Source organism: Nocardiopsis oceanisediminis (genome assembly GCF_048595525.1).
In the GTDB taxonomy this organism is placed as follows: Bacteria; Actinomycetota; Actinomycetes; order Streptosporangiales; family Streptosporangiaceae; genus Nocardiopsis_A; species Nocardiopsis_A oceanisediminis.
The window spans coordinates 2,015,568-2,037,469 of record NZ_JAFMZJ010000001.1 but is presented as its reverse complement, the minus strand read 5'-3'; the positions used below and the strand labels follow the sequence as shown (position 1 = coordinate 2,037,469).

At 75.9% G+C, this 21,902-nt stretch carries 14 protein-coding genes; 7 read left to right on the top strand and 7 right to left on the bottom strand.

Annotated elements, in window-relative coordinates:
* Positions 1–14 precede the first annotated feature (14 nt).
* Entirely contained in the window at positions 15–1,214 is a 1,200-nt protein-coding gene (dxr, locus tag J0910_RS09220; RefSeq protein WP_420161927.1) for a 1-deoxy-D-xylulose-5-phosphate reductoisomerase, read from the bottom strand.
* A 364-nt stretch (positions 1,215–1,578) separates the two neighbouring features.
* Here dxr and J0910_RS09215 point away from each other — a divergent pair, with 364 nt between their 5' ends.
* Together J0910_RS09215 and J0910_RS09210 are read left to right on the top strand one after the other, a co-directional pair.
* Positions 1,579–3,201: a CocE/NonD family hydrolase gene (locus J0910_RS09215; protein ID WP_420158106.1), complete on the top strand. Its 1,623-nt coding sequence runs from the start codon at positions 1,579–1,581 to the stop codon at positions 3,199–3,201.
* Between the two features lie 181 nt (positions 3,202–3,382).
* Positions 3,383–4,375: a trypsin-like serine peptidase gene (locus tag J0910_RS09210; protein WP_420158105.1), complete on the top strand. Its 993-nt coding sequence runs from the start codon at positions 3,383–3,385 to the stop codon at positions 4,373–4,375.
* A gap of 98 nt (positions 4,376–4,473) precedes the next feature.
* Here the strand turns inward: J0910_RS09210 and J0910_RS09205 are convergent, their stop codons facing one another.
* The 3 genes from J0910_RS09205 to J0910_RS09195 form a co-directional block, all read right to left on the bottom strand.
* Entirely contained in the window at positions 4,474–5,982 is a 1,509-nt protein-coding gene (locus tag J0910_RS09205) for a sodium/glutamate symporter (protein WP_420158104.1), read from the bottom strand.
* Between the two features lie 372 nt (positions 5,983–6,354).
* A complete protein-coding gene (locus J0910_RS09200) occupies positions 6,355–7,779 on the bottom strand; it encodes an aldehyde dehydrogenase family protein (RefSeq protein ID WP_420158103.1) in 1,425 nt (474 codons plus the stop codon).
* Positions 7,780–7,956: 177 nt separating this feature from the next.
* Positions 7,957–9,360 carry a cytochrome P450 family protein gene (locus J0910_RS09195; protein ID WP_420158102.1) on the bottom strand — a complete coding sequence of 468 codons (1,404 nt, stop codon included), beginning with the start codon at positions 9,358–9,360 and terminating at the stop codon, positions 7,957–7,959.
* A 228-nt stretch (positions 9,361–9,588) separates the two neighbouring features.
* Here J0910_RS09195 and dacB point away from each other — a divergent pair, with 228 nt between their 5' ends.
* The 3 genes from dacB to J0910_RS09180 all read left to right on the top strand — a co-directional run bounded on the left by dacB (position 9,589) and on the right by J0910_RS09180 (position 14,581).
* The gene (gene dacB / locus J0910_RS09190) at positions 9,589–11,223 is read left to right on the top strand and encodes a D-alanyl-D-alanine carboxypeptidase/D-alanyl-D-alanine endopeptidase (protein ID WP_420158101.1); all 1,635 of its coding nucleotides are present in this window, start codon (positions 9,589–9,591) and stop codon (positions 11,221–11,223) included.
* A 544-nt stretch (positions 11,224–11,767) separates the two neighbouring features.
* Positions 11,768–13,549, top strand: a complete 1,782-nt coding sequence (locus J0910_RS09185) for a hypothetical protein (RefSeq protein ID WP_420158100.1) — start codon at positions 11,768–11,770, stop codon at positions 13,547–13,549.
* Positions 13,550–13,612: 63 nt separating this feature from the next.
* Positions 13,613–14,581: a 3-methyladenine DNA glycosylase gene (locus tag J0910_RS09180; protein WP_420158099.1), complete on the top strand. Its 969-nt coding sequence runs from the start codon at positions 13,613–13,615 to the stop codon at positions 14,579–14,581.
* A gap of 231 nt (positions 14,582–14,812) precedes the next feature.
* On the opposite strand, the gene J0910_RS09175 is transcribed toward J0910_RS09180, so the two are convergent.
* Positions 14,813–15,487 (bottom strand): response regulator, encoded by a 675-nt coding sequence (locus J0910_RS09175; RefSeq protein WP_420158098.1) that lies wholly within the window; start codon positions 15,485–15,487, stop codon positions 14,813–14,815.
* A complete protein-coding gene (locus J0910_RS09170) occupies positions 15,484–16,761 on the bottom strand; it encodes a sensor histidine kinase (protein ID WP_420158097.1) in 1,278 nt (425 codons plus the stop codon). The genes J0910_RS09175 and J0910_RS09170 overlap by 4 nt, the downstream gene beginning before the upstream one ends.
* A gap of 163 nt (positions 16,762–16,924) precedes the next feature.
* On the opposite strand from J0910_RS09170, the gene J0910_RS09165 reads away from it, so the two are divergent.
* Complete coding sequence (locus J0910_RS09165) at positions 16,925–18,094, top strand: hypothetical protein (protein WP_420158096.1); 1,170 nt, start codon at positions 16,925–16,927, stop codon at positions 18,092–18,094.
* 83 nt (positions 18,095–18,177) lie between these two features.
* Here the strand turns inward: J0910_RS09165 and J0910_RS09160 are convergent, their stop codons facing one another.
* On the bottom strand, positions 18,178–19,812 hold the full coding sequence (locus J0910_RS09160; protein ID WP_420158095.1) for a serine hydrolase domain-containing protein: 1,635 nt from the start codon (positions 19,810–19,812) through the stop codon (positions 18,178–18,180).
* A 339-nt stretch (positions 19,813–20,151) separates the two neighbouring features.
* Between J0910_RS09160 and J0910_RS09155 the strand changes: the two genes are divergently transcribed.
* Positions 20,152–21,756, top strand: coding sequence for a hypothetical protein (locus J0910_RS09155; RefSeq protein ID WP_420158094.1), 1,605 nt, complete (start codon positions 20,152–20,154; stop codon positions 21,754–21,756).
* The last annotated feature ends 146 nt before the right edge of the window (positions 21,757–21,902 follow it).

Below are 21,902 nucleotides of genomic sequence, written 5' to 3'. Positions count from 1 at the left end.
TCGTTACCCCTCCATCAGGCGGCCCCGGAGATCAGCTCCCTGGCCCGGGCGCGGGCCCAGGCGTCGGCGGCCCGGACGTCCTCCGGCGTCAGCGCGGACGTTTCGTCGGCCCGCTGTCGTTCTGAGACTACCCGTGCCACCGTGTCCACGATCGCGGGAAATGCCAGGCGTCCGCCGAGGAAGGCGTCGACGGCCTCCTCGTTGGCCGCGTTGTAGACGGCGGGGGCGGTGCCGCCCGCCGCGCCCACCTCGCAGGCGAGCCGGACGGCGGGGAACGCCTCGTGGTCCAAGGGCTCGAAGGTCCAGTTCTGCGCGCGGGTCCAGTCGACCCCGGGCGCCGCCCCGGCGACCCGGTGCGGCCAGGACATGCCGTAGGCGATGGGGACGAGCATGCTGGGCGGGCTGGCCTGGGCCAGGGTGGAGCCGTCGGTGTACTCCACCATGGAGTGGACCACCGACTGCGGGTGCACCACGACCTCGATCCGCTCCAGCGGGACGTCGAAGAGCAGGTGCGCCTCGATCACCTCCAGGCCCTTGTTGACCAGGGTCGCGGAGTTGACCGTGATCACCGGCCCCATGCTCCAGGTGGGGTGGCGCAGCGCCTCCTCGGGGCCGACGCCGGCCAGGTCGGCCCGGGTCCGGCCGCGGAACGGGCCGCCGCTGGCGGTGATGACCAGCCGGCGCACGTCCTCCGGCCGGGCGTCGACCTGGCCCTGGGCCAGGCTGGTGAGCTCGGCGGCGGGCACCCGGGGGTAGCACTGGGCGAGCGCGAAGTGCTCGGAGTCGACCGGGACGATCTGCCCGGGCTGGGCCGCCTCCCGGACCAGCGGGCCGCCGATGATCAGCGACTCCTTGTTGGCCAGTGCGAGGAGCCGCCCGGCGCGCAGCGCGGCCAGGGTGGACTCCAGGCCCAGCGCCCCGGTGATGCCGTTCAGCACCACGTCGCACTGCCAGGCGGCGAGCTCGGCGACCCCCTCGGCGCCGGCCAGCACCTTCGCGTGGCAGCCGCGCTCCCGCAGCAGCCGCTCCACCTGCGCGGCCGCGCCGGCGTCGGCGACGGCCACCGCCTCGGCCCGCACCTCGGCGGCCTGGTCGGCGAGGAGGTCCGGGCGGCCGCCGCCGGCGGCCAGTCCGACGACCCGGAACCGGCCCGGGGCGCCCCGGACGACGTCCAGCGCCTGGGTGCCGATGGACCCGGTGGAGCCGAGGATCACCACCTCGCGCGGTTCGGACGGGGCGGGGTTCTGGAGGAGCTGTTCGGCGATTCGCACCCCGCCATTCTCCCGCACCGGGCGGGGCGCCGCCGCGCCCTGCGGGGACGTCCCGGTTTCGGGCCCTTTACAAGCCGGTGTGCTCCGCCTTACGTTACCGACGTGTAAGTTACCTCACAGTAAAAAGCCGCGCGGTCCGCGGCACCCCGCGGACCGCACCCCCGGGAGACGCCTGCGGCACCCCTCCCATCCGAGGCGCCCGCCGGCGCCGGCGCGACCCCGGGCCCACGGGGCGGTCCCCCGCACCGCCCCTCCCCCCGTCATCCCCCTGTTCCGGCCCGCCCCGCCGGGCCGGAGTGAGGAAGCCATGCGCACACTCAGGGCGGCCTGCGCCGCCGCACTCTCAGCCCTGCTCGCCGTCGCGCTGACCGCGCCCCCCGCGCACGCCGGCACCGGTACCGACGTCGACTACGAGACCATCACCGGCCACGGCGGGATCGACATCCCCGCCCTGGTCATCACCCCCACCGGCTACGAGGGGCCGCGCCCGCTGCTGGTGATGCCCTCCGCGTGGGCCACCAACAAGCTGCTCTACGTCGGCGCCGCGAAGAAGCTCGCCTACGAGTCCGGCTACCAGGTCGTCTCCTACACCTCCCGGGGGTTCTGGAACTCCGGCGGCCGGATCGAGGTCGCCGGCCCGGAGGACGTCGCCGACGCCCGCGCGGTCATCGACTGGGCGCTGGAGAACACCGGCGCCGACCCGGACCGCGTCGGCATGGCCGGGATCTCCTACGGGGCCGGGATCAGCCTGCTCACCGCGGCCGCCGACGACCGGGTCAAGGCGGTGGGCGCGCTCAGCGGCTGGGCCGACCTGGCCGAGTCGATCTACGGCAACGAGACCATCAGCTACCAGGCGGTGGAGATGCTCATCGCGGCCGGCCACCTCACCGGCGACCCCGGGGAGAAGCTGCTGGAGATGGAGCGGGAGTACCGCAAGGGCAACGTCCAGCCCGCCCTCGACCTGGCGCCCGAGCGGTCGGTCTCCACCAAGGTCGACGCGCTCAACGCCAACGGGACCGCGGTGATGATCGGGCACGCCTGGAACGACGGGATCTTCCCGCCCGGCCAGATGACGGACTTCTACGGGGAGCTGGAGGGCCCCAAGCGGCTCATGCTCTCGGCCGGCGACCACGCCACCCCGGAGGCGTTCGGCGCGGTCGGCCTGCCCAACGAGACCTGGGCGGAGCTGAACCGCTGGTTCGACCACCACCTCAAGGGCGAGGAGAACGGGGTGGGCGGCGAGGACCCGGTCCGGGTCAAGCCGAACAACGGGCGCGGCGCGTGGGCCTCCTACCCCGACTGGGACGCGGTCTCGGAGGGCGAGCTCGCCTACGGGCTGAGCGAGCCGCGCCGCTCCTGGGAGAACTGGCAGTCCACCGGCGCCCTGGTGGAGGGGGCCGAGACCGGCTGGGACTACCGGGTCGGCGCGGGCCGCGGCACCACCGCCGAGAGCGGGACGCTGCTGCTCAGCGGGGCCCTCCAGCAGTTCGCCGACATCCCCACCGGGGTGTCGCTGCCGCTGGTGAACCGCTCGTACGCGGGCGTGTGGACCGGCCCGGCGCTGCCCGAGGGCACCCGGGTCAGCGGCTCCCCCGAGGCGACGGTGACGGTCACCCCGTCCGCCTCCGACCAGTCGCTCTACTTCTACCTGTACGCCGTCGACCGGCACGGGACCGGGGCGCTGGTCACGCACGAGCCCTACACGCTGCGCGACGCCGAGCCGGGGGCCCCGGCCACGGTCGGCGTCGAGTTCGAACCGGTGGTCTGGGACGTGCCCGCCGGCCACCGGCTGGCGCTGGTCGTCGACACCGAGGACGCCCGCTACACCGACTCCGGCGCGCGCGGCGAGACCGTGGAGTTCACCTCGCCCGAGGGCTCCCCGTCCGGGCTGACCGTCCCCACCGCGGCGCCCCCGTCCGGCGCCGCCTGACCGGGTGTGCCCGGTTCCGGCCGCGGCCGCGCCCGTAAGGCGCACGGCCGGAACCGGGGCCCGGTCGCGGGCGGCCCTGCCGGGCCGGGCCGCCCGCCGCTCCGCTCCGCGCGGCCCGGCCGACCGACACCGAACCCAAAGTAGGGACGAAGTCACTCTCCGTATGGCATGATCCCGTTCCATGACACCGTCCCTTGCCCGCATCCTGCTCGCGCCGGTGGCCGCCCTCGTCCTCGCGGCGACCGCGACCGGCGCCGCCGCCTCCGCCTCGCCCGGCCCCCGCGCCGACCCCTCCGCCGAGGTGGCCCGGTACTCCGCAGCCGAGTCCCCGGCGGAGTCCCTCGCCTACTGGACCCAGGAGCGGATGGCCGCCGCCCGCCCGATCACCCGAATCCTGGAGGGCGCCGCCGGCGGCCTGCTCCCGCGGACGCCCGCGGACGCCCCTCCGGAAGCGGACGCCCCGCGGGGAGGGGAGACCCGGCCGCAGAGCGCCGCGGTCACCGGGAAGCGGTGGACCGGCGGCGGGAAGGTCACCCGGACCACCGGGCGGGTCTTCCTGACCATGGGGGGCCGCGACTTCACCTGCACCGCCTCGGTGGTGCCCTCGAACAACGGCGACACCGTCGTCACCGCCGGCCACTGCCTCAAGGACGGCACCGGCGACTGGGCCTCCAAGTGGGTGTTCGTGCCTGGCTACGACGACGGCAAGGCCCCCTACGGCCGGTTCGCCGCCCGCGAGCTGCTGGTGACCTCGCAGTGGTCCCGCCGCGCCGACGACAGCCACGACTTCGGCGCCGCGGTGCTGGAGCCCCGGGAGGGCCGGCACGTCCGCCAGGCCGCCGGGGCGCAGCGGATCGCCTTCACCGGCGAGGGCGCCGGCACGGTGCACGCCTTCGGCTACCCGTCCCGCTCGCCCTACGACGGGCGGCACATGCACTACTGCTCCGGCTCCACCCGGCCGGACGAGGGCGGCACCACCGCCTACGGCATGTCCTGCGACATGACCGAGGGGTCCAGCGGCGGCCCGTGGCTGTCCGGGTTCGACCCCTCCACCGGGGCCGGCACCGTGGTCTCGGTGGTCAGCTTCAAGTACGCCGGCCGGGACGGCGTGCAGTACGGCCCGGTGCTCGGCTCCTCCGAGCGGGCCGTCTACGACCGGGCCCGAGCGCTCTAGCCCGGCCCGCCCCGGGGGGCGGAAGGCGCGGACGAAGAAGGGGGAGGGGCGCGCGGCCCCTCCCCCTCAGCGTGTCCGGCTCACCGCGTCCGGTCGCGTCAGGACGCCCCGGTACCGGCCGCCTCGCGCTGCGCCGCGCCGCCGGCCGCCATGGCCCTGCGCCTCCCCATCAGGCCGATGAAGAGCGCGACCGCCATGGTCGCGGCCATCATGCCGAGGAAGCCCCACGCCCCGATCTGCGGGCTGGCGATCAGCGGGATCGCCGCGGCGGTGATCAGGCCGCCGCCGAAGAACGGCTCGAAGATCAGCTGCTTGTAGCCGAACGCGGAGTAGGCGGGGGTCTTCATCTCCGGGTCGACGACCCGCATCAGCACCATGCCGGTCGCGGTGACGCCGAGGGACTGGCCGAACTCGGCGATCGCCCGCTCGAACCAGTGGCTGGGCATGATCCGCGGCGCCAGCACCAGGAAGGCGAACAGGCACCAGGCGATGCCGCTGACGGCGAGCAGCAGGAACGGGACGAGGTTCTCCGCGATGGCCTGCAGGGAGAGCGTGGCCATGGCGGAGATGATCAGCAGGTCCAGGGAGAGGCCCTGGACCCGCTCGACCGTCCGCTCGTCCACCACGTGGTTCTTGTCGAACCGGTCGATGACCATCTGCAGCACGATGCCGCCGATCATCGCCAGCGGGAAGAGCGGAACGAAGGCCATGATCTCGATGGTGTCGGCCCACAGCGCCCGCTCCAGGGCCTGCAGCCCCATCAGGATGACCTGGCCGATGAGCACGGCGACGGCGATCAGGCCGAAGTGCAGGGTGAGCGGGTCCATCGAGGAGGGGTGGACGGTCATGACCGCACCGGGGCCGCGGTTCTCCTTCTCGATCAGCCCGGCCTGCTCCCGGGCGGTCCCGCGCGAGTCGGCGCTGATCGCGCTGGTCTTCCCGCGGCGCGCACCCCAGTTGATCAGGATGATGCCCACGATGATCCCGCTGAGCAGCCCGACGGTGGCCATGCCGACCGACAGGTCCTTGCCCGCGGCCCAGCCGACCTGGTCGAACGTGGGGCCGAGGCCGGCCGCGGTGCCGTGCCCGCCGAGGAAGCCGATCTCGATCAGCGCGCCGGACATCGCCGGGACGTTGAAGAGCGGCACCAGCACGAACAGGGCCAGCAGCAGGCCGACCACGTACTGGCCGCTGGCCACGGTGATGCCGAAGGCCAGGTTGGGGCCGGCCAGGGAGACCGCCTGGCGGAACCGCGGCAGCGGCTTGCCCAGGAACAGGCCGGCGAAGACGACCGAGATGAGCAGCCCGGGGAGAGCCGACCAGACCTGCATCACCCCGGTGCCGAACAGGCCGCCCTCGGCGAACCGGTCGGTGCCGATCGCGCGCAGCACTCCCCCGAAGCCGTAGAAGTCGCCTTCGACGTTCTCCAGGGCGTTCATCACCCGCCCGAACAGGTCGGGGCCGAAGAGCAGCGCGATGGCTCCCCCGATGATCGAACCGGGCAGGTAGAGCCTCTGCATCAGCTTCCACTTGACCCGGACCAGCTTCGAGACCAGCAGCAACACCCCCAGAAGGAGGAGTGCGAGGCCGACAATGTCGGGGGACATCTATACCTCTCCGTTGAAGTACGCCTACGCTCGGCGAGCAGCACGGAGCAGCGGGGGAAGACCGCTCTCTGCCCGGCTCTCGGCCGAAGATGGGGGGAAGCGCGGTGGCCGCGCCGGGCCACCCTAGCGGCACTGTGACCCCGGGAACACCCAGGGGGTGTTCACCCCCGCGCCCACCGGGGCGAACGCGCCCGTCACCGGAGAGTCTGCCATCCGCCGCTTACCAATGGGTAACCCCTGGTCCCCGTGTGGGGCGACACACGGGGACCAGGGGTTTCCCACAAGGCCGCCGGGGAGGCCCGATCCTCCGGCGGCCCAGGGCTCCGGGGAGGCGCGGGCCCCCCGGCCGTGGTACTGGTCACACCCTTGCGGTCACAGCTGGACGCCGGTGAGCACCAGGACGCGCTCGTAGGTGAGGTCGTCCATCGCGGCGCGGACGCCCTCCTTGCCCACGCCGGACTTCTTCACCCCGCCGTAGGGCATCTGGTCGGCGCGGAAGGTCGGGACGTCGCCGATCACCACGCCGCCCACCTCCAGCTCGCGGTGGGCCCGGAAGGCGGTCTGCAGGTCGGAGGTGAACACCCCGGCCTGGAGCCCGTAGTCGCCGGCGTTGACCTCGGCGAACGCCTCGTCCGCGCCGTCCACCCGCTGCACGGTGAGGACCGGCCCGAAGATCTCCTCGCGGACCGCCTTGGCGTCGGCGGGCACCTCGGTCAGCACCGTCGGGGCGACCGTCACGCCGTCCCGGGTGCCGCCGGTGAGCGCCTTGGCGCCGGCCTCGACCGCCTCGCCGATCCAGGCCTCCACCCGCTCGGCGGCGGCCTCGTCGATCATCGGGCCGACGTGGGTGGCCGGGTCGGCCGGGTCGCCGGTGCCCAGCGCCTCGACCTCGCGCACCAGCTCGGGCAGGAACGCCTCGTAGACCCCGGCGTCGACGAGCACCCGCTGCACGCCGATGCAGACCTGGCCGGCCTGGTTGTTGCCGAACAGCGCGATCCGCCTGGCCGCCCAGGCCAGGTCGGCGTCGGCGAGCACCACCGCGGCGGCGTTGCCGCCCAGCTCCAGGGTGACGTGCTTGTGCGGGGCCATCCGCTGCAGCTCCCAGCCGAACTGGCCGCCGGTGAACGAGATCACCGGCAGGCGCTCGTCGGTGATCAGCGACGACGCGCGCTCGTTGGGCATCGGCAGCACGGAGAACGCGCCGCGCGGCAGGTCCGTCTCGGCGAGGATCTCGCCGAGCAGCAGCGCGGTCATCGGCGTGCCCGGGGCCGGCTTGAGGATGATCGGCGCGCCCACCGCCAGCGCGGGGGCGATCTTGTGCGCGACCAGGTTCAGCGGGAAGTTGAACGGGGAGATGCCCAGCACCGGGCCCTTGGGGACGCGGCGCACCATGGCGATGCGGCCGGCGCCGCCCGGGTCGGTGTCCAGCCGCTGCAGCTCGCCGCTGTCCCGCCGGGCCTCCTCGGAGGCCAGCCGGAACACCGAGGCGGCCCGGCCGGCCTCGCCCCGGGAGAGCGTGATCGGCTTGCCGCTCTCCGCGGTGATCAGCCGGGCGAACTCCTCGGTCCGCTCGGTGATCCGGCGGGCGACGTGCGCCAGCGCCTCGGCGCGGACGTAGGCGGGCAGCGCCGCGAAGGGCGCGGCCGCCGAGTCGGCCGCCGCGACGGCCTCCTCGATCTGCCCGGGGGACGGCACCGCGACGGTCCCCGCGCTCTCCCCGGTGTAGGGGTTGGTCACCTGGATCTCGCTGTCACCGGTCATCGCCGCACCGGCCAGCCAAAACGGACGCGTAGACATGCCAGTGACGCTAACGCCCGCGGCCGCTCCGCCTCTTGTCCGAATTGGCCAATCCGGCGTCCGCCTTCATCGGTTTCGGCCTAGATCACCGGCGGGGGCGGCCCTCCGGGCGCGCCCGGAGGGCCGGTCCCGGCCCCGCGGCGGCCGCAGGGCCGGGCTCCCCCGGACGGGGCCGGGTCACTCCCCGGCCGGGCGGCGGTTCCGGCCGCTCCCCTGCCACCAGCGGAGCAGCCGGGTGAGCAGGTCGTCGGGGCGCTCCTCCGGGGCGGGGCCGGACGGGGCCGGCGGCGGCGCGGGGACCTCCCGCTGCGGGGCCTCGACCGGGTCGAAGAGCACCGGCAGCTCCACCAGGCCGCGGCTGAACAGGGCCGGCGCCCAGGCCAGCTCGTCGGCGGGGACCGCCGCGCGGAGCCGGGGCAGCCGGTCGAGCAGGCGCCGCACGCCGATCCCGACCACCCGCTCGGCGAGCGAGCGCGCCGGGCAGCGGTGCTCCCCCGCCCCCCACATCAGGTGGGCGCTGTTGCTCCCGGAGTCCAGCGCGGACCCGCCGGCGCCGCTCGGGCGCCCCAGCCTGGGGTCGGCGTGCGCGGGCGCGAACCCGATGATCAGCGGCTCCCCCGCGGCGACCGGGGTGCCGCCGACGACCACGTCCCGGGTGGGGAAGCGGGCGGCGAGCATCGGCAGCGGCGGCTCGGTCCAGATGACGTGGTTGACCAGGTCGTTCAGGGGCAGCGCCCCGGAGGCGAACTCGCGGGCGGTCGCCGGCTCGGCCAGCAGCGCGCGGAGCACGTTGCCGACCAGGTTGGAGGTGGGCAGGTGCGCCGCGCCGACCAGGAGCACCAGCTGGTCGGCCATCTCCTCGTCCGACATGCCGAACTCGGGCGCCATCATCCGGCTGGTGACGTCGTCGCCGGGGGCGCTCCGCTTCCGCTGCACCAGGCCGCCGAAGTAGTTGCGCATCTGGGCGACGGACTCCGCCGCGCGGGCCCCGTCGTCCAGCCAGAGCCCGGCGCTGAGCTCGCCGAGCACGTAGCCGTAGGCGTCCTCCAGGCCGAAGAACCGGTTCATCAGCATGGCGGGCAGCATCATCGCGTAGTCGCCGATCAGGTCGGCCCTGCCGTGCTCGCAGAAGTCGTCGATCAGCCGGTCGGCGACGTCGGTGGCCTCGGCCCGGATCCGGGCGTCGGAGAGCCGGGAGAGCGCGTCGTCGATCGGTGCGATCAGCCGGGCGTGCTCGGCGCCGTCGGCGTAGAGCGCGCTGGACCGGTAGGACATGGTGGGGCGCAGTTCGGCGCCGAGCACCCGGCGGCCGTCGCGGATCTCGTTCCACCTGCGGGTGTCCCGGGAGTAGGTGGACCGGTCCCGGAGCACGTGCAGGTTCTCCTCGTAGCCCAGGAGCAGCCAGGCCCGCAGGTCCGGTTCGAGCAGCACCGGGGCGACCCGGCCGAACCGGGAGCGCAGCTCCTCCCAGAGCCCGCCGTCCAGCGCGCCCGCCTGCTCGTAGAGCGGGACGGCTCCGTCGCGCAGGGGGCAGCGGGGGGCGCCGCCGTTCCGGGGGTCCGCGTTCAAGGACTCGGTCACGTTCTCACTCGCAGCCTGCTCAACGACACGGGGGACGGCGCGCCCGGAGACCCGGACGCGCAGGGCTCACGAGAGTAGCCCCAGGTGCGCCGGGGGTGCCAGCCCCGTTTTCCGGCCATGTCACTCGATTCCGGGACGGTCCCGCGCTATCGTGCTCACACACCGTGAAGCGGCCGCCACACTCTCCAGTGCCTCTTCCGAGACCGCCGACTGGAAAGGGACCGACCGATGGCGACCCCCCGCCTCCTTCCGGCGCCCCCGTCCCATCCGCACCGCCCGCGCGGCACCGCCCGGCGCGCCGCCGCCCTCGCCGCGGCACCGCTGGCCGCCGCGCTCGTCTTGGGCGCGGCCGCACCGGCCGCGGCCGACGCCCCGTCCGGCGTCGACGACCTCCGCCGCGACCTCGACGCCCTGCTGGCCGACCCCGCCCTGGAGGGGGCCTCCTCCGGCGTGGTGGTGCGCAGCCTGGACAACGGCGACGAGCTGTACGGCAGCGGCGCCGGCCTGGCGCTCACCCCCGCGTCCAACGCCAAGCTGCTGACCTCGGCCGCCGCCCTGGAGGTGCTCGGTCCGGACCACCGGTTCGGCACCGAGGTCAGCGCAGACTCCGCCCCCTCGGGCGGCCGGGTCGAGGGCGACCTGTACATCACCGGCGGCGGCGACCCCACGCTCACCGCCGAGGCCTTCGACGAGCTGGCCGCGGACGTCGCCGCGGCCGGGGTGAGCAGCGTCGGAGGCGACCTGGTCGCCGACGCCACGCTCTTCGACGACGAGCGGTACCACCCCGACTGGGACCCCGAGGACGCCCCCTACTACTACGCGGCGGAGGTCTCCGCGCTGACCGCCGCGGCCAACGACGACTACGACACCGGCACCGTCACGGTGCGGGCCGAGCCCGGCGCCGCCCGGGGCGACGGCGTCGAGGTGGCCCTGGAGCCGATGGGCGCCAACCTGGAGGTGGTCAACGAGGCCGCCACCGGCCCGGCCGGCGGTACACCGGACCTGACCGTGGTCCGCGCCCCCGGCACCAACGAGTTCACCGTGCGGGGCACCCTGCCGGCCGGCGGCGGGGCCGCCGAGGAGCTGCGCACCGTGCACGACCCCGCCGCGCACGCCGCGCACGTGTTCGCGGCCGCGCTGGAGGAGCACGGGGTGCGGATCGAGGGCTCCGTCGAGTCCGGCGAGGCCCCGGACGGCGCCGCCGAGCTGGTCCGGCGCGACTCCGCCCGGCTCGCCGACCTGCTGGTGCCGTTCATGAAGCTCTCCAACAACGGCCACGCCGAGATGCTGGTCAAGGCGATGGGCGCGGAGGAGGCCGGCTCGGGCACCTGGAAGGCGGGGCTGGCCGAGGTGGACGCCGCGGTGGAGCGGATCGGCGTGGACACCTCCCGGGCGGTGCAGACCGACGGCTCCGGGCTGGCGCACAGCAACAAGCTGACCGCCGACACCATCACCGACCTGCTCCAGGCCGTCCGGGACGAGCCGTGGGCCGCGGAGTGGACCGCGTCGCTGCCGGTCGCCGGGGACCCGGACCGCATGGTCGGCGGCACCCTGTCCAACCGGATGCGCGACACCCCGGCGGCCGGGAACGTGCAGGCCAAGACCGGGACGCTGACCGGCGCCAGCGCGCTGTCCGGCTACGTGACCGGCGCCGACGGCGAGCGGCTCGCCTTCGCCGTGGTCAACAACGACTACCCGGGCGGCGCACCGCGCGGCGTGCAGGACCGGATCGCGATCCGGCTGGCCGAGTTCTCCCGCCACGCGGTGGTCGGCACCGGCCGCGCCGCGCAGTCGCCCGCCCCGAGCGAGGCGCCCGGCGCCTCCGGCACCGGCCTCGAATGCAGCTGGGCGGGCACCTGCTGACCGCAGCGGCCGCGGACGCCGCCGATGGCCCTCCGTGACCCGCGCAGAAGGCCTCCGCGCGGCGGCCCCCTCGGGGACCCCGCCGCACGGAGGCCTTCGCGCTCCCCACGCGACCTGCCCCGGCCGCCCGGACGGGCGCTCCGCCGCGCCGGCGGCTCGACCGCCGGCGCGGGCCGCACCTCCTCCACCGGCGCCTCGTCTCCTGAGCCGCCGGTCCGATGGGGGCCAGGGCGCGCCCGTTCTGCGAGGACGCCCGGACGGGCGCCCTGCCGGGAAGGGCGGTCGGCGCGGGTCCCCGGTGCTGGGAGGCGGCCCGGCGGGGCGCCCCTGGGCCGTCCGCGCCGCCGTTCTCCCCTCCCCGGTGGCGCCTTTCCGCGTTCCATCCCCGTCCCTCCCCGATCGCGGCTTTCCACCGATCCCGCATCGGCGCTGGTGCCCGAGGTCGGCTTGGGCCAGAGTGGGAGAGGAGGCCCGGTGGACCGGCGCTTCGCAGGCCACAGCCGCGCGGCCCGCCGGGCCGGAACCGACCGGGAGAGAACCAGGGGTGTCGCTCGTCTACCGCAGCATCACGACCACGGCCCTCGACCGCGATCTGCCCGAACAGGCCGCCTCCGCGCTGTCGGAGTGGCTGACCAGGCGCGGCGGCGCCGGGGCCCGGGTGGATTTCGGCCGATCCGGCTCCTATGAGCTGAGCAAGCGCTCCAGAGCCATGGTGGTGCGCCACGACGATCCGGCGGAGCGCATCACCCTCCTGCGGCTCACCACCGAATCGGACAAGTCCGACGGCAGGTGGCGCACCACCGTCACCGTCGTCTCCGACCCCCGCCGCCTCCCGCACGGCTACCTGTGGACCGACATGACGGCGCATCCGCGCAGCGGCGCCGGGAGCGCGGACCGGCTCGACATCGCCCCGCCCGACGCGGTCCGGCTCCTCCTGGAGCGCCTCCCCTGCCGCGACGGCGGCCACCCCGTCTCCGCCGAGCCGCAGATCGTCCGCGGCCGCGACGCGCACGCCGTCCCCGCCCTGCTGGACGCCATCGGCGACCCCGGCCGCCGGCTCGCCCTCGTGGTGTCCGGGCCGCCGCTGCAGACGACCGTCGCGGCCTGGCGCACCGCGATGACCGCGGCGCTCTCCCGGAGCATCGGCATGTGCAGCGTGCACGTGCTCGACGGCGCCGCCCACGAGCAGCTCTCCGGGAAACTGCCCAAAGGGCTCGACGTGCCGGCCGGGGGCGTGCGCACCTTCCTGCCGGACTCCGTTCCCGGCTTCCCCGCCGACCCGCGGCGCCACCCGCTGATGAGCCCGCGCACCCTGGAGAGCGCCTGGGAGGGCGGCCGGATCCGCGCCTGGGTGGGCAGGGCCCTGGCCCGCTCGGTCCGGGACAACGCGGTGGACGCGCCGCTGCCGCCGGAGCTCCGCGACATCGACTCGCTGCTCAACGAGGAGGAGCTGGACGCCTTCCTCGGCACGGCGGAGGGACGCCACGGCGCCTCCGCCGCCCCCGCCGCACCGGCCGCCTCGGACTCCCAGGCGGCCGTTCACATTTCACTGCTCAAATCGCGGCTGGCCGAGGCGGCCCGGGACAACGACCGGCTGCGCACCGAGACCAAGCGGCTGAGCACCCGGGTCGGCGAGCACTCCAAGGAGCGCGAGCGGCTCGCCGGCGAGCTCTCCGAGGCCACCGAGGAGCTGGAGTCCTCCCGCGCCGAGCTGCACGCCGCCCGGCACGAGCTGGACTGGATCCGCCGCCGGCTGCGGGAGGAGGGCCGGTTCCGGCTGGCCGCCGAGCGGCCCCCGGCCGACCCCCGGCAGGCCCCGCCGCAGCGGGTCGAGGAGCTCCTGGACCGGATCACCGACGAGCAGGCCCTGCCGAACCTGTTCTTCACCATCGAGGACCGGGACACCGTCCGCGAGCTCACCGGGAGCCGCAAGGAGAGCCTGTGGGTCACCCGGGCCTGGGAGGCGCTGCTGGCCCTCAACGACTACGCCCGCTACCAGCTGGAGCACCCCTCGTCCGGACTGGGCTTCCACGACTACCTGCGGGAGCCGCCGGACGGCTACACCGCGATCCCGGTCCGCCGGCTGGCCTCCCGGGAGAGCGACACCGTGCGCAACCGCGACAAGCTCAGCGAGAAGCGGGTGTTCCGGGTGCCCGAGGAGGTCAGCCCCGGCGGCGAGGTGCCGATGTTCGCGCACATCAAGCTGGACGGCGAGTACGGCATCTGCCCGCGGCTGTACTTCTACCCCGACCTCGGTCCGGGCACCACCAACCGCATCTACATCGGCTACCTCGGCCGGCACCTCCCGGTGCAGGGCACCAACTGAGCCCGGGGCCGCGCCCCACCGGGCCGGACCGGTGCACCCCCGGGCACGGATAGCCTCGGAGGGGTGGACACCAGGACCGAAACGCCGCCCGCCGGGCCGGCCGCGCCGGAGGCGGCGCGCGTGCTCCCCGAGCCCCGGTGGCGCGCCGCCGAGGAGCGGCACCGGGCGCGGGTGGACGCCCTCGTCGCCGGCCACCTGGCCCGCCGGGAGCGGGGCGAGAAGCACCCCGTCGAGGACTTCCTGTTCACCTACTACAGCCACAAGCCGGCCCAGCTGCGGCGCTGGCACCCGGGGGCGGGGGCGGTACTGGCCGGCTGCTCCGCGGACGGGCTGCGCTGGTACCGGCCGGCGACCGAGCGGCGGGACGGCGCCGACGGCGCGGTGCTCGACACCGGGGCGTTCCTGGCGAAGAAGGCGTCCGCGGCCGGCTTCGTGCTGGGGCTGCTCCGCGCGGTGCAGGGCCGCCCCGCGCACCTGGGCTGCTTCGGCCTGCACGAGTGGGCCATGGCCTACCGGGCCGGCCAGGGCGGGGTGCGGCACTCCGCCGTCCCGCTGCGCCTGGGCCCGGAGGGCACCGACGCGGTCGTGGAGTCGCACCGCGTCAACTGCTCGCACTACGACGCGTTCCGCTTCTTCACCCCCGAGGCGCGGCCGCTCAACCGGCTGACCCCCACCCGGGAGAGCCAGGCCGAACTCGACCAGCCCGGCTGCCTGCACGCCAACATGGACCTGTACAAGTGGGCCTACAAGCTCACCCCGCTGGTCCCCGCCGAGCTGGTCGCCGACTGCTTCGAGCTGGCCCGCGACATCCGCGAGCTGGACATGCGGGCCTCCCCCTACGACCTGTCCGGGCACGGGTACGAGCCGGTGCGGATCGAGACCGCGGAGGGCAAGGCCGCCTACATGGAGGCGCAGCGCGGCTTCGCCGAGCGCGCCCGCGCCCTGCGCGCCCGCCTCATCGGGGTGCTCGCCGCGGTCGAGCCCCTCCTGGACCGGGAGACCGCCGCCCCGGGGGCCGCACGCGCGCAGTGACCGCCCGGAGTGCTCGGCAGCGGACCGCCCCGCAGGGGCCGTTGATCTTGGAGTCGCGGGGGCATCAGGGCGCCCTGATGCCCCCGCGACTCCAAGATCAACGGGGAAGTGGGACGGCGACCTGGCAGCGCACGGCACGCAGCGGAAGGCGGCCCGCGCGCCCCGGCCGCCCGGAACCCGCCCGCGCTCCCGGCCGACCGCACCGGAGCGGGCGCCCTGTGCGGGGCCCGGTCAGCGGGGCGCGCCGCCCCGCCCGCCGGCGCCGGCCCGGACCAGGCCGGAGTCGTAGGCCGCGATGACCGCCTGGGTGCGGTCCCGGACGCGGAGCTTGGCGAGGATGTTGGAGACGTGCGTCTTCACCGTCTCCACGCCGACGAACGCCTCGGCGGCGATCTCGGCGTTGGACAGCCCGCGGGCCATCCGCATCAGCGTGTCGGCCTCGCGCTCGGTGAGCGAGGCGACCGCCCGGGCGGCCCGCCCCCCGCCGGCGGCGTGCGCGGCGGCCAGCGAGCGGATCGCGGCGGGGAACAGCAGCGAGTCCCCGGAGTGCACCAGGCGCACCGCGGCCAGGATGTCCTCCGGGCGGCTCCGCTTGAGCAGGAAGCCCGAGGCCCCGGCGCGCAGCGCGCCGTAGACGTAGTCGTCGTTCTCGAAGGTGGTGACGACGATGACCTTGGGCGGGCGGTCCCGGCCGGAGGTGAGCGCGGCGGTGGCCTGGATGCCGTCCAGCCGGGGCATCCGGACGTCCATCAGCACCACGTCGGGGGCGGTGCGCCGGACCAGGTCGGCGACGCCCGCGCCGTCATCGGCCTCCCCGGCGACCTCCATGTCCTCCTCGGCGCCGATCAGGGCCGCCAGCCCGGCGCGGATCAGCGCCTCGTCGTCCACCAGCGCCACCTTGATCATCGCTCTCCCTTCCCGGGGATCTCCGCTTCCAGCAGCCATGTTCCACCGTCCGCGCCGTAGCGCAGCTCCCCGCCGAGGAGCCGGACCCGCTCGGCCATGCCGACCAGTCCCCGGCCGCCGCGCCGCCGCGCCGCCCGCCGGCCGGGGGGCACCGGGTTGGCGACCGACACCCGCACCGAGCCGCCGCCCGCCGCCACCCGGATCCGCACCCCGCCGTCCCGGGCGCCGTGCCTCAGCGCGTTGGTCACGCCCTCCTGGCAGATCCGGTACAGCTCGCGGGAGATCACCGGCGGGACGTCGCCGATCGGCCCCTCCGCGGCGTAGTCCAGGTCGGTCCCGGCCGACCGGACCGCCTCGGCCAGGTGCGGCAGGTCGGCCAGGGTGCGCCGCGGGGCCCGGTCGCGCTGCTCCTCGCGCAGCAGGCCCAGCACGTGGTCGAGTTCGGCGGTGGCGGTCCGGGCCTGCTCGGCGATGGCGTCCAGGGCGGTGCGGGCGAACTCCGGGTCCCGGTCCAGCACCCGCGCCGCCGCCCCGGCCTGCAGGGTGACCACCGACAGCGCGTGGCCGATGGAGTCGTGCAGCTCGGCGGCGAGCCGGTTCCGCTCGGACAGGTCGTCGGCGCGGCTCTGCAGCGCCGCCAGCCGGTCGGCGGCCGAGGCGCCGAGGAAGAGCGGCGCCGCCCGCGCGGCCGCCGCGCCGATCAGCGCGGCCCCGTAGATCAGCGCCAGCACCAGCGCGGCGCCCAGGAACGGGCCGGCCCACCGGGTGCCGAGCAGTGAACCGGCGCCGGGCGGCAGCGCGACCAGGCGGTCGCCGGAGAGCCCCGGTTCGCGCATGATCGGGCTGAGCGCGAGCGAGGCGGCGTCGGTGAGGAGCACCATCGTGGCCAGCGCGGCCGGCATCCCGATCAGGAAGTGCAGGGCCAGCCAGCAGGCGGCGCGCACCCGGGCCGGCCACCCGGCCGCCGGCGCCGGCGGCCGGGTGGCGAGCGGGCCGCCGACCAGGTGCCGGGTGAGCTGCACCTGCTGCCGGCGCACCCCGGGCAGCAGCGCGGTCGCCCCGCCCAGCGCCGCGCCGATCAGGCAGCCCGGCACCAGCTGCCAGGCCGGCGGGCCCTGACCCGGGGAGAGGTCCCACGGGGTGACCAGCGAGATCAGTACCAGCACCGCGATGAGGAACGGGGTGAACAGCACTCCGCCCAGGACGGTGTAGACCCAGCGGGTGTAGGTTTCCGCGCTGATCAGCGGGGCGGCGGCGAGCCGGAGGATCCTCACCCCTGGATCTTGGCACGCCCGCCCGCGGAGGCGCTTCCCTCCGCCGGGGGAGGCGGTTCACCTGCGGCTGGGGGAGGCGGTTCACCTGCGGCCGGGAGGCGGCGCGGCCCGGCGGAGGCGACCGTGGAGCCATCGGCAGACGATACGGCAGCAGGAGGCCGCCTTGAGTTCACACACCACCGGTTCCGGCCGCGGCGGGCCCGTCCCCGCGGACCGCGCTCCGGACCGCGCCCCCGCCCCCGGCGGGCACCGGCGGTTCTGGGCCCCGCTCGCGCTGGCCTGGTCGGCCGGGGCGGTACTGCTCGCACTGTGCTGGGCCGCGGGGCTGCTTCCGCACCCGTTCGGCGACCGGGAGGCGGTCGGCGGCGGCGCCGTGCTCAACGCCTTCGACCCCATGGCGGGCACCTCCTTCGTGCTGGTCCTCGGCACGATCGGGGTGGTCTTCGCGGCGGTGCTGGCCCGCGCCCGGAGCCGGGCGGCGCTGCGCGCCGGGGCGGCGGTGGGCTGGCTGACCACCGGCGTGATCGTGCTGGTCCCGCTGCACGGGGCGCTGCTGACCATGTTCGGCTACCTGCCGGTGGTGGTGTTCGCCGGCTGGGCGCTGCCCGGGCTGCCGTCCCGGTTCGCCGAGGTGGTCGCCGAGCCCGGCTCGCTGTTCCTGCTGTACTGCCTGGCCGGCGCCGTGCTCTGGGGGATGGCGGCGCAGACCGGCACCCGTGCCCAGCGCGGCGCCTGCCCGCAGTGCGGCCGGCCGCACGGCTGGACCGGGGCGGACGAGCGGCGCTGCCGGGCCGCGGCGCTGCGCACCGGGCGGATCGCGGTCGCGGTGGGCGTCGCCGCCGCGCTGGCCTACCCGGCCGTCCGCATCCCGTGGATCTTCGGCTACTACCCCGGGTTCTCCGACGCGGAGGCGGCCTTCTTCCAGGAGAGCGGGATGGCCGTCGTCGGCATCGGCCTCGGGCTGGCCGGCCTGGGCGGCGCGGTCCTCATGCTCGGCCTGGTGCAGCGCTGGGGCGTCCGGTTCCCGTTCTGGATGGTCGGCCTGGCCGGCCGGCGGGTCCCGGTCCTGCTGGCCGTGGTGCCCGCGGGCATCGTCACCCTGGCACTGCTCGCGATGGGCAAGGGCAGCCTGGTGGGCTGGCTCGCCGAGGCCCTGAAGGGGGGCCCGGCGAGCCTGGCCTCCGCCCCGGGAGTGCACGGGCTGCTGTTCCTGGTGGCCTTCCCGGTCTGGGGCGCCGCGCTCGCGGTCGGCACCGCCGCCTACGCGCTGCGCCGCCGCGCCGAATGCGGCGCCTGCGGCCAGGGGCTGCCGGAGCCGGACCCGGCGCGCTGAACGCGCCGATGGCGGGCCCGCGCGGGCCCGCACGAGGGGGCCGCCTCCGCCGGGGCGGCCCCCTCCCCTCTCCGCCGCGGGCGTCACAGGGTGGTGGAGACCGCCCAGCACGCCACCCCGATGAGCAGCAGCGAGACCGACACCGACAGGGCGAAGAAGGGGTAGTGCAGCCACGGCCACCGGGCGTTGTTCCAGACCGTCCGGTTCCACTGGGAGGCCGCGGCGACGGCGGAGGCGGCGACCGCGCCGAGCCCCGCCGCCCAGAGCGCCGGCGGGGCCACCGCCCAGGAGCCGAGCGGCAGCGCCAGCGCCAGCACGGCCGCCGCCCCCAGCGGCATCGACACGATCCGCATCCGGTCGATCCGCCGCTGCCCGACCAGGGTCCGCCGCCGCACCGCGAACGCCCCGGCGAGCAGCACCGGGAGCAGCACCAGCGGCAGCGTCAGGCCGAGCAGCAGCGCCGGCGGCGCCGGCTCCGCCGCCAGGACGGGGCCGCTCGCCCGCTCGCCCGAGAGCAGCTCCTGCGCCAGCGCGTCGGGGAGGGCGGCGGCGCCGGTGTTGGTGAACGCGACGACCGCGCGGCCGGACTCGCGGTCCACGGCGAGGAAGGCGGCGCTCCCGTAGGTGGCGCCGTTGTGGACGTGCAGCGCGGTGCCGTCCCCAGCGGCCAGCTCGATCCAGCCGAGCCCCTGTCCGCCGGTGCCGCCGAGGGGGCTCTCCGCGCGCGGCTCCAGCGCGCTCATCCCCGGCGCCGACCCGTCGGCGACCGCGCGTGCGAAACGCTCCATGTCCGGCAGGGTGGTCCAGGTTCCGACGCCGGCCGGGGCGTAGGCGGGCGACTCCCAGGGCTCCACCCGGGCGCCCGGCTCCTTGTGCGGCAGGGCCGCGCCTTCGGGGACGTCCCGGAAGTCGGCGCCGAGCACCCCGGTGGCGTCCATGCCCAGCGGCTCGAAGACCCGCTCCCGGACCAGCTCGGGGTAGCCGGTCCCGGCCTCGCGCGCCAGCGCCGCCCCGAGCACCGCGTACCCGAAGTTGGAGTAGGCCCACTCACCGCGCCCGGACGGCTCGGCGCCGGCCAGCGCGGTCTCCACCGGGGGGAGCCCGGCGTAGGCGTTGTCCATGGCGACCGAGGAGAGCGCCTGCCCCACCGGGGAGGCCCCGGCCACCGACGGCAGCCCGGAGTGGTGGACGGCCAGCTCCTCCAGGGTGATCGAGGCCGTCTCCTCCGAGGCGAAGTCGAGGCCGGTGAAGACCTCGCCGACCGTCCGGTCCAGGGAGGTCTCCCCGTCCTCCGCCATGTCGGCCAGGGCCATCGCGGTGAAGACCTTCCAGACCGACCCGGTCTCGAACGGCGTCTCCGCCCCGATCGGCGCCGTCCCGTCCGCCGTACCGCCGAACACCTCGGCGGCCCCGTCCCCGTCCACCAGGACCGCGCCGAAGCCCTGGTAGGCCCCTGCCGAACCGCCGAGCGCCCGCTCCGCGGCGGCGACGAGCTCCGGATCCCCTCCGGCCCGCGGTTCCGGCGCGCCCTTGAAGGGCATCAGCACGTACCCCGCGGCCGCGGCCACCGCTCCGGCGAGGAGCGCCGCGCCCCACACCCGCCCGGACGCCCGCGGCGGAACCGGCGCCCGACCGCCGCCGGCCGCTCCCCCGGGCGGCGCCCCGCCGCCCCCGCCCGGAGGCGCTTCCCGGGTCTGCACACTCTCTGCCGCATCCATGCCCCCACCTTCCCGGCCCTCCGCCGGCGGGAGTAGACGGCGCTGTCACCGCTCCCCGATGACAGTTGTCAGTACGCGGACGGTGAGGATCGCATTCTCGCTAGAATCGGCCCCCATGCGGCGAATCGCATCGAATTCCCCCGTTTCCGAGACGGCGCCTCGCCGCTCCGCTAGCATCGATGGTGCAGGTAGTGATGGAGCCCAGGAGCCCAGGAGCCCAGGAGCCCAGGAGCCCAGGAGCCCAGGAGCCCAGGAGCCCAGGAGCCCGTCTCCCTCTGGGCGCGCCCGCTTCCCGAGATCCGGCGCTGGACCACGTTCCGCGGTCCGATCGTCCTCGCGGTGGCGCGCACCCTGACCTCCGCCATCCGGCTGCTCGACGCGCTGACCGTCGCCTTCCGCGGCGACCAGCACCGCCTCCAGGTCCTCTTCACCTTCGACGGCGGATCCGCGTTCAGCACGCGCACCCTGGACATGCTGAAGGAGCTCGGCGGCGCCGTCGTGCCCTGGGACGAGGCGCCGCTGGTGCCCGCCTCGCTCACCGTCACCGCCAGTGAGAACGTCGACCTGGAGCGCCTCTCGGCGCCGGTGGTCGTCCTTCCGCACGGCATCGGCTTCCAGAAGTGGGTCCCCGACTCCGAGAGCGGCGACCGGCGGCTGTCCGGGGTGGTCCGCAAGGAGTTCGCGGACCGCCCGGGCATCGTGACCGTGGTGTCGCATCCGGCCCAGCGCGAGCAGCTGCGGGACGTGCACACCGGGCTCGCGGACGCCGCCGAGGTGACCGGCGACCACGTGCACGACCGGATCCGGGCCGGCCTCCGCCACCGCGCCCGCTACCGGGCGCACCTCGGCGTTCCGCCGCGCACCCGGTTGGCCGTGCTCTCCTCCACCTGGGGCGGGCAGGGACTGCTCGGCTCCCGGCCCGGCCTCCCCGAGCGCCTCCTCGCCGAGCTCCCCTACGACGAGTACCGGGTCGCCGCCGTGCTGCACCCCAACATCGGCACCGCGCACGGCCCCTGGGCGGTGCGCCAGGCGCTGGCCCGCGCCGTCGACGCCGGCCTGCTCGTCCTGCCCCCCGAAGAGGGGTGGGAGGCGGCGCTGGCCGCGGCCGACGTGGTGCTGGGCGACCACGGATCGGTCACGCTGTACGCCGCCGCGGCGGACCGCCCGGTCCTGCTCGGCGCGTTCGGCGAGGAGTCGGTACCGGGGACCGCGGCGGCCCTCCTGGCCGCCTCCGCGGACCGGCTCGACCCGGAGGCGGACCTCCGGCGGCAGCTCGACGCCGCCGTGGACGGCCATGTCCCGGGGCGCCACACCGACGCGGCCGGGCACGCCTTCGCCCACCCCGGGGAGGGCGCCGAACGCCTGCGGGGCCTGCTCTACCGCCTCATCGGCCTCTCCCCTCCGCCCGGCCCGCAGGGGCCGCTGCGGACCTCGCCGCCGCCGGAACCGGAGACCCGGCCGGTGACCTCGTTCGAGGTGGTCACCCGGGTCTGCGAGGACGGCCGCGCGGTCGCCGCCGAGCGCTTCCCGGCCGCGGTCCGCCGCCCCGCCGATACCCCCGGCGCCGTCCGCCACCTGGCGGCCTGGGACACCGAACCGGACGTCGCCCTCGCCCGCTCCGCCTCGGTGGTGCTGCGGTCCCCGGCCCCCGCCGCCGACGACCGGACCGGCGCGGAGTGGGCGGCCGACGCCCTGGCCCACCACCCCGGCGCGCTCTTCGCCTCCGCCCCGGAGGACGGCGGTTGCACCGCCCACCTGCGCGACGGCCGGACCGTCGCGGTCCGCGTCCTCCCCGGCGGCCTCCGCCCGCCGGACCTCTGCCCGCTCTCGGCGCTGGTCTACACCCTGCTCAGAGCGGGCTCCCCGGTCCAGGGCGAGTACCGGCTGCGGGTCGGCTCCGACCAGTGGCGGTGCAAGGTCCGCGAGTCCCCTCCCGCCCGCTGAGCGCCGGGGCGCGGAGCACCCCGCGCCCCGGCGGGGCGTCCCGGGCCGCACCGCCCCCGCCGACGCGCCTTCACGCCGAGAGCGGCGACAAAGGGAAAGACGGTGGGCGCCGGAGAGCGCGCGCCGAGATCACCGCCCTGGGCCGG

Excerpts from the sequence above, each read along its gene's own strand:
- J0910_RS09215 (WP_420158106.1), top strand. The coding sequence starts at position 1,579 with ATGCGCACACTCAGGGCGGCCTGCGCCGCCGCACTCTCAGCCCTGCTC.
- J0910_RS09210 (WP_420158105.1), top strand. The coding sequence starts at position 3,383 with ATGACACCGTCCCTTGCCCGCATCCTGCTCGCGCCGGTGGCCGCCCTC.
- J0910_RS09205 (WP_420158104.1), bottom strand. The coding sequence starts at position 5,982 with ATGTCCCCCGACATTGTCGGCCTCGCACTCCTCCTTCTGGGGGTGTTG.
- J0910_RS09200 (WP_420158103.1), bottom strand. The coding sequence starts at position 7,779 with ATGTCTACGCGTCCGTTTTGGCTGGCCGGTGCGGCGATGACCGGTGAC.
- dacB (WP_420158101.1), top strand. The coding sequence starts at position 9,589 with ATGGCGACCCCCCGCCTCCTTCCGGCGCCCCCGTCCCATCCGCACCGC.
- J0910_RS09175 (WP_420158098.1), bottom strand. The coding sequence starts at position 15,487 with ATGATCAAGGTGGCGCTGGTGGACGACGAGGCGCTGATCCGCGCCGGG.
- J0910_RS09160 (WP_420158095.1), bottom strand. The coding sequence starts at position 19,812 with ATGGATGCGGCAGAGAGTGTGCAGACCCGGGAAGCGCCTCCGGGCGGG.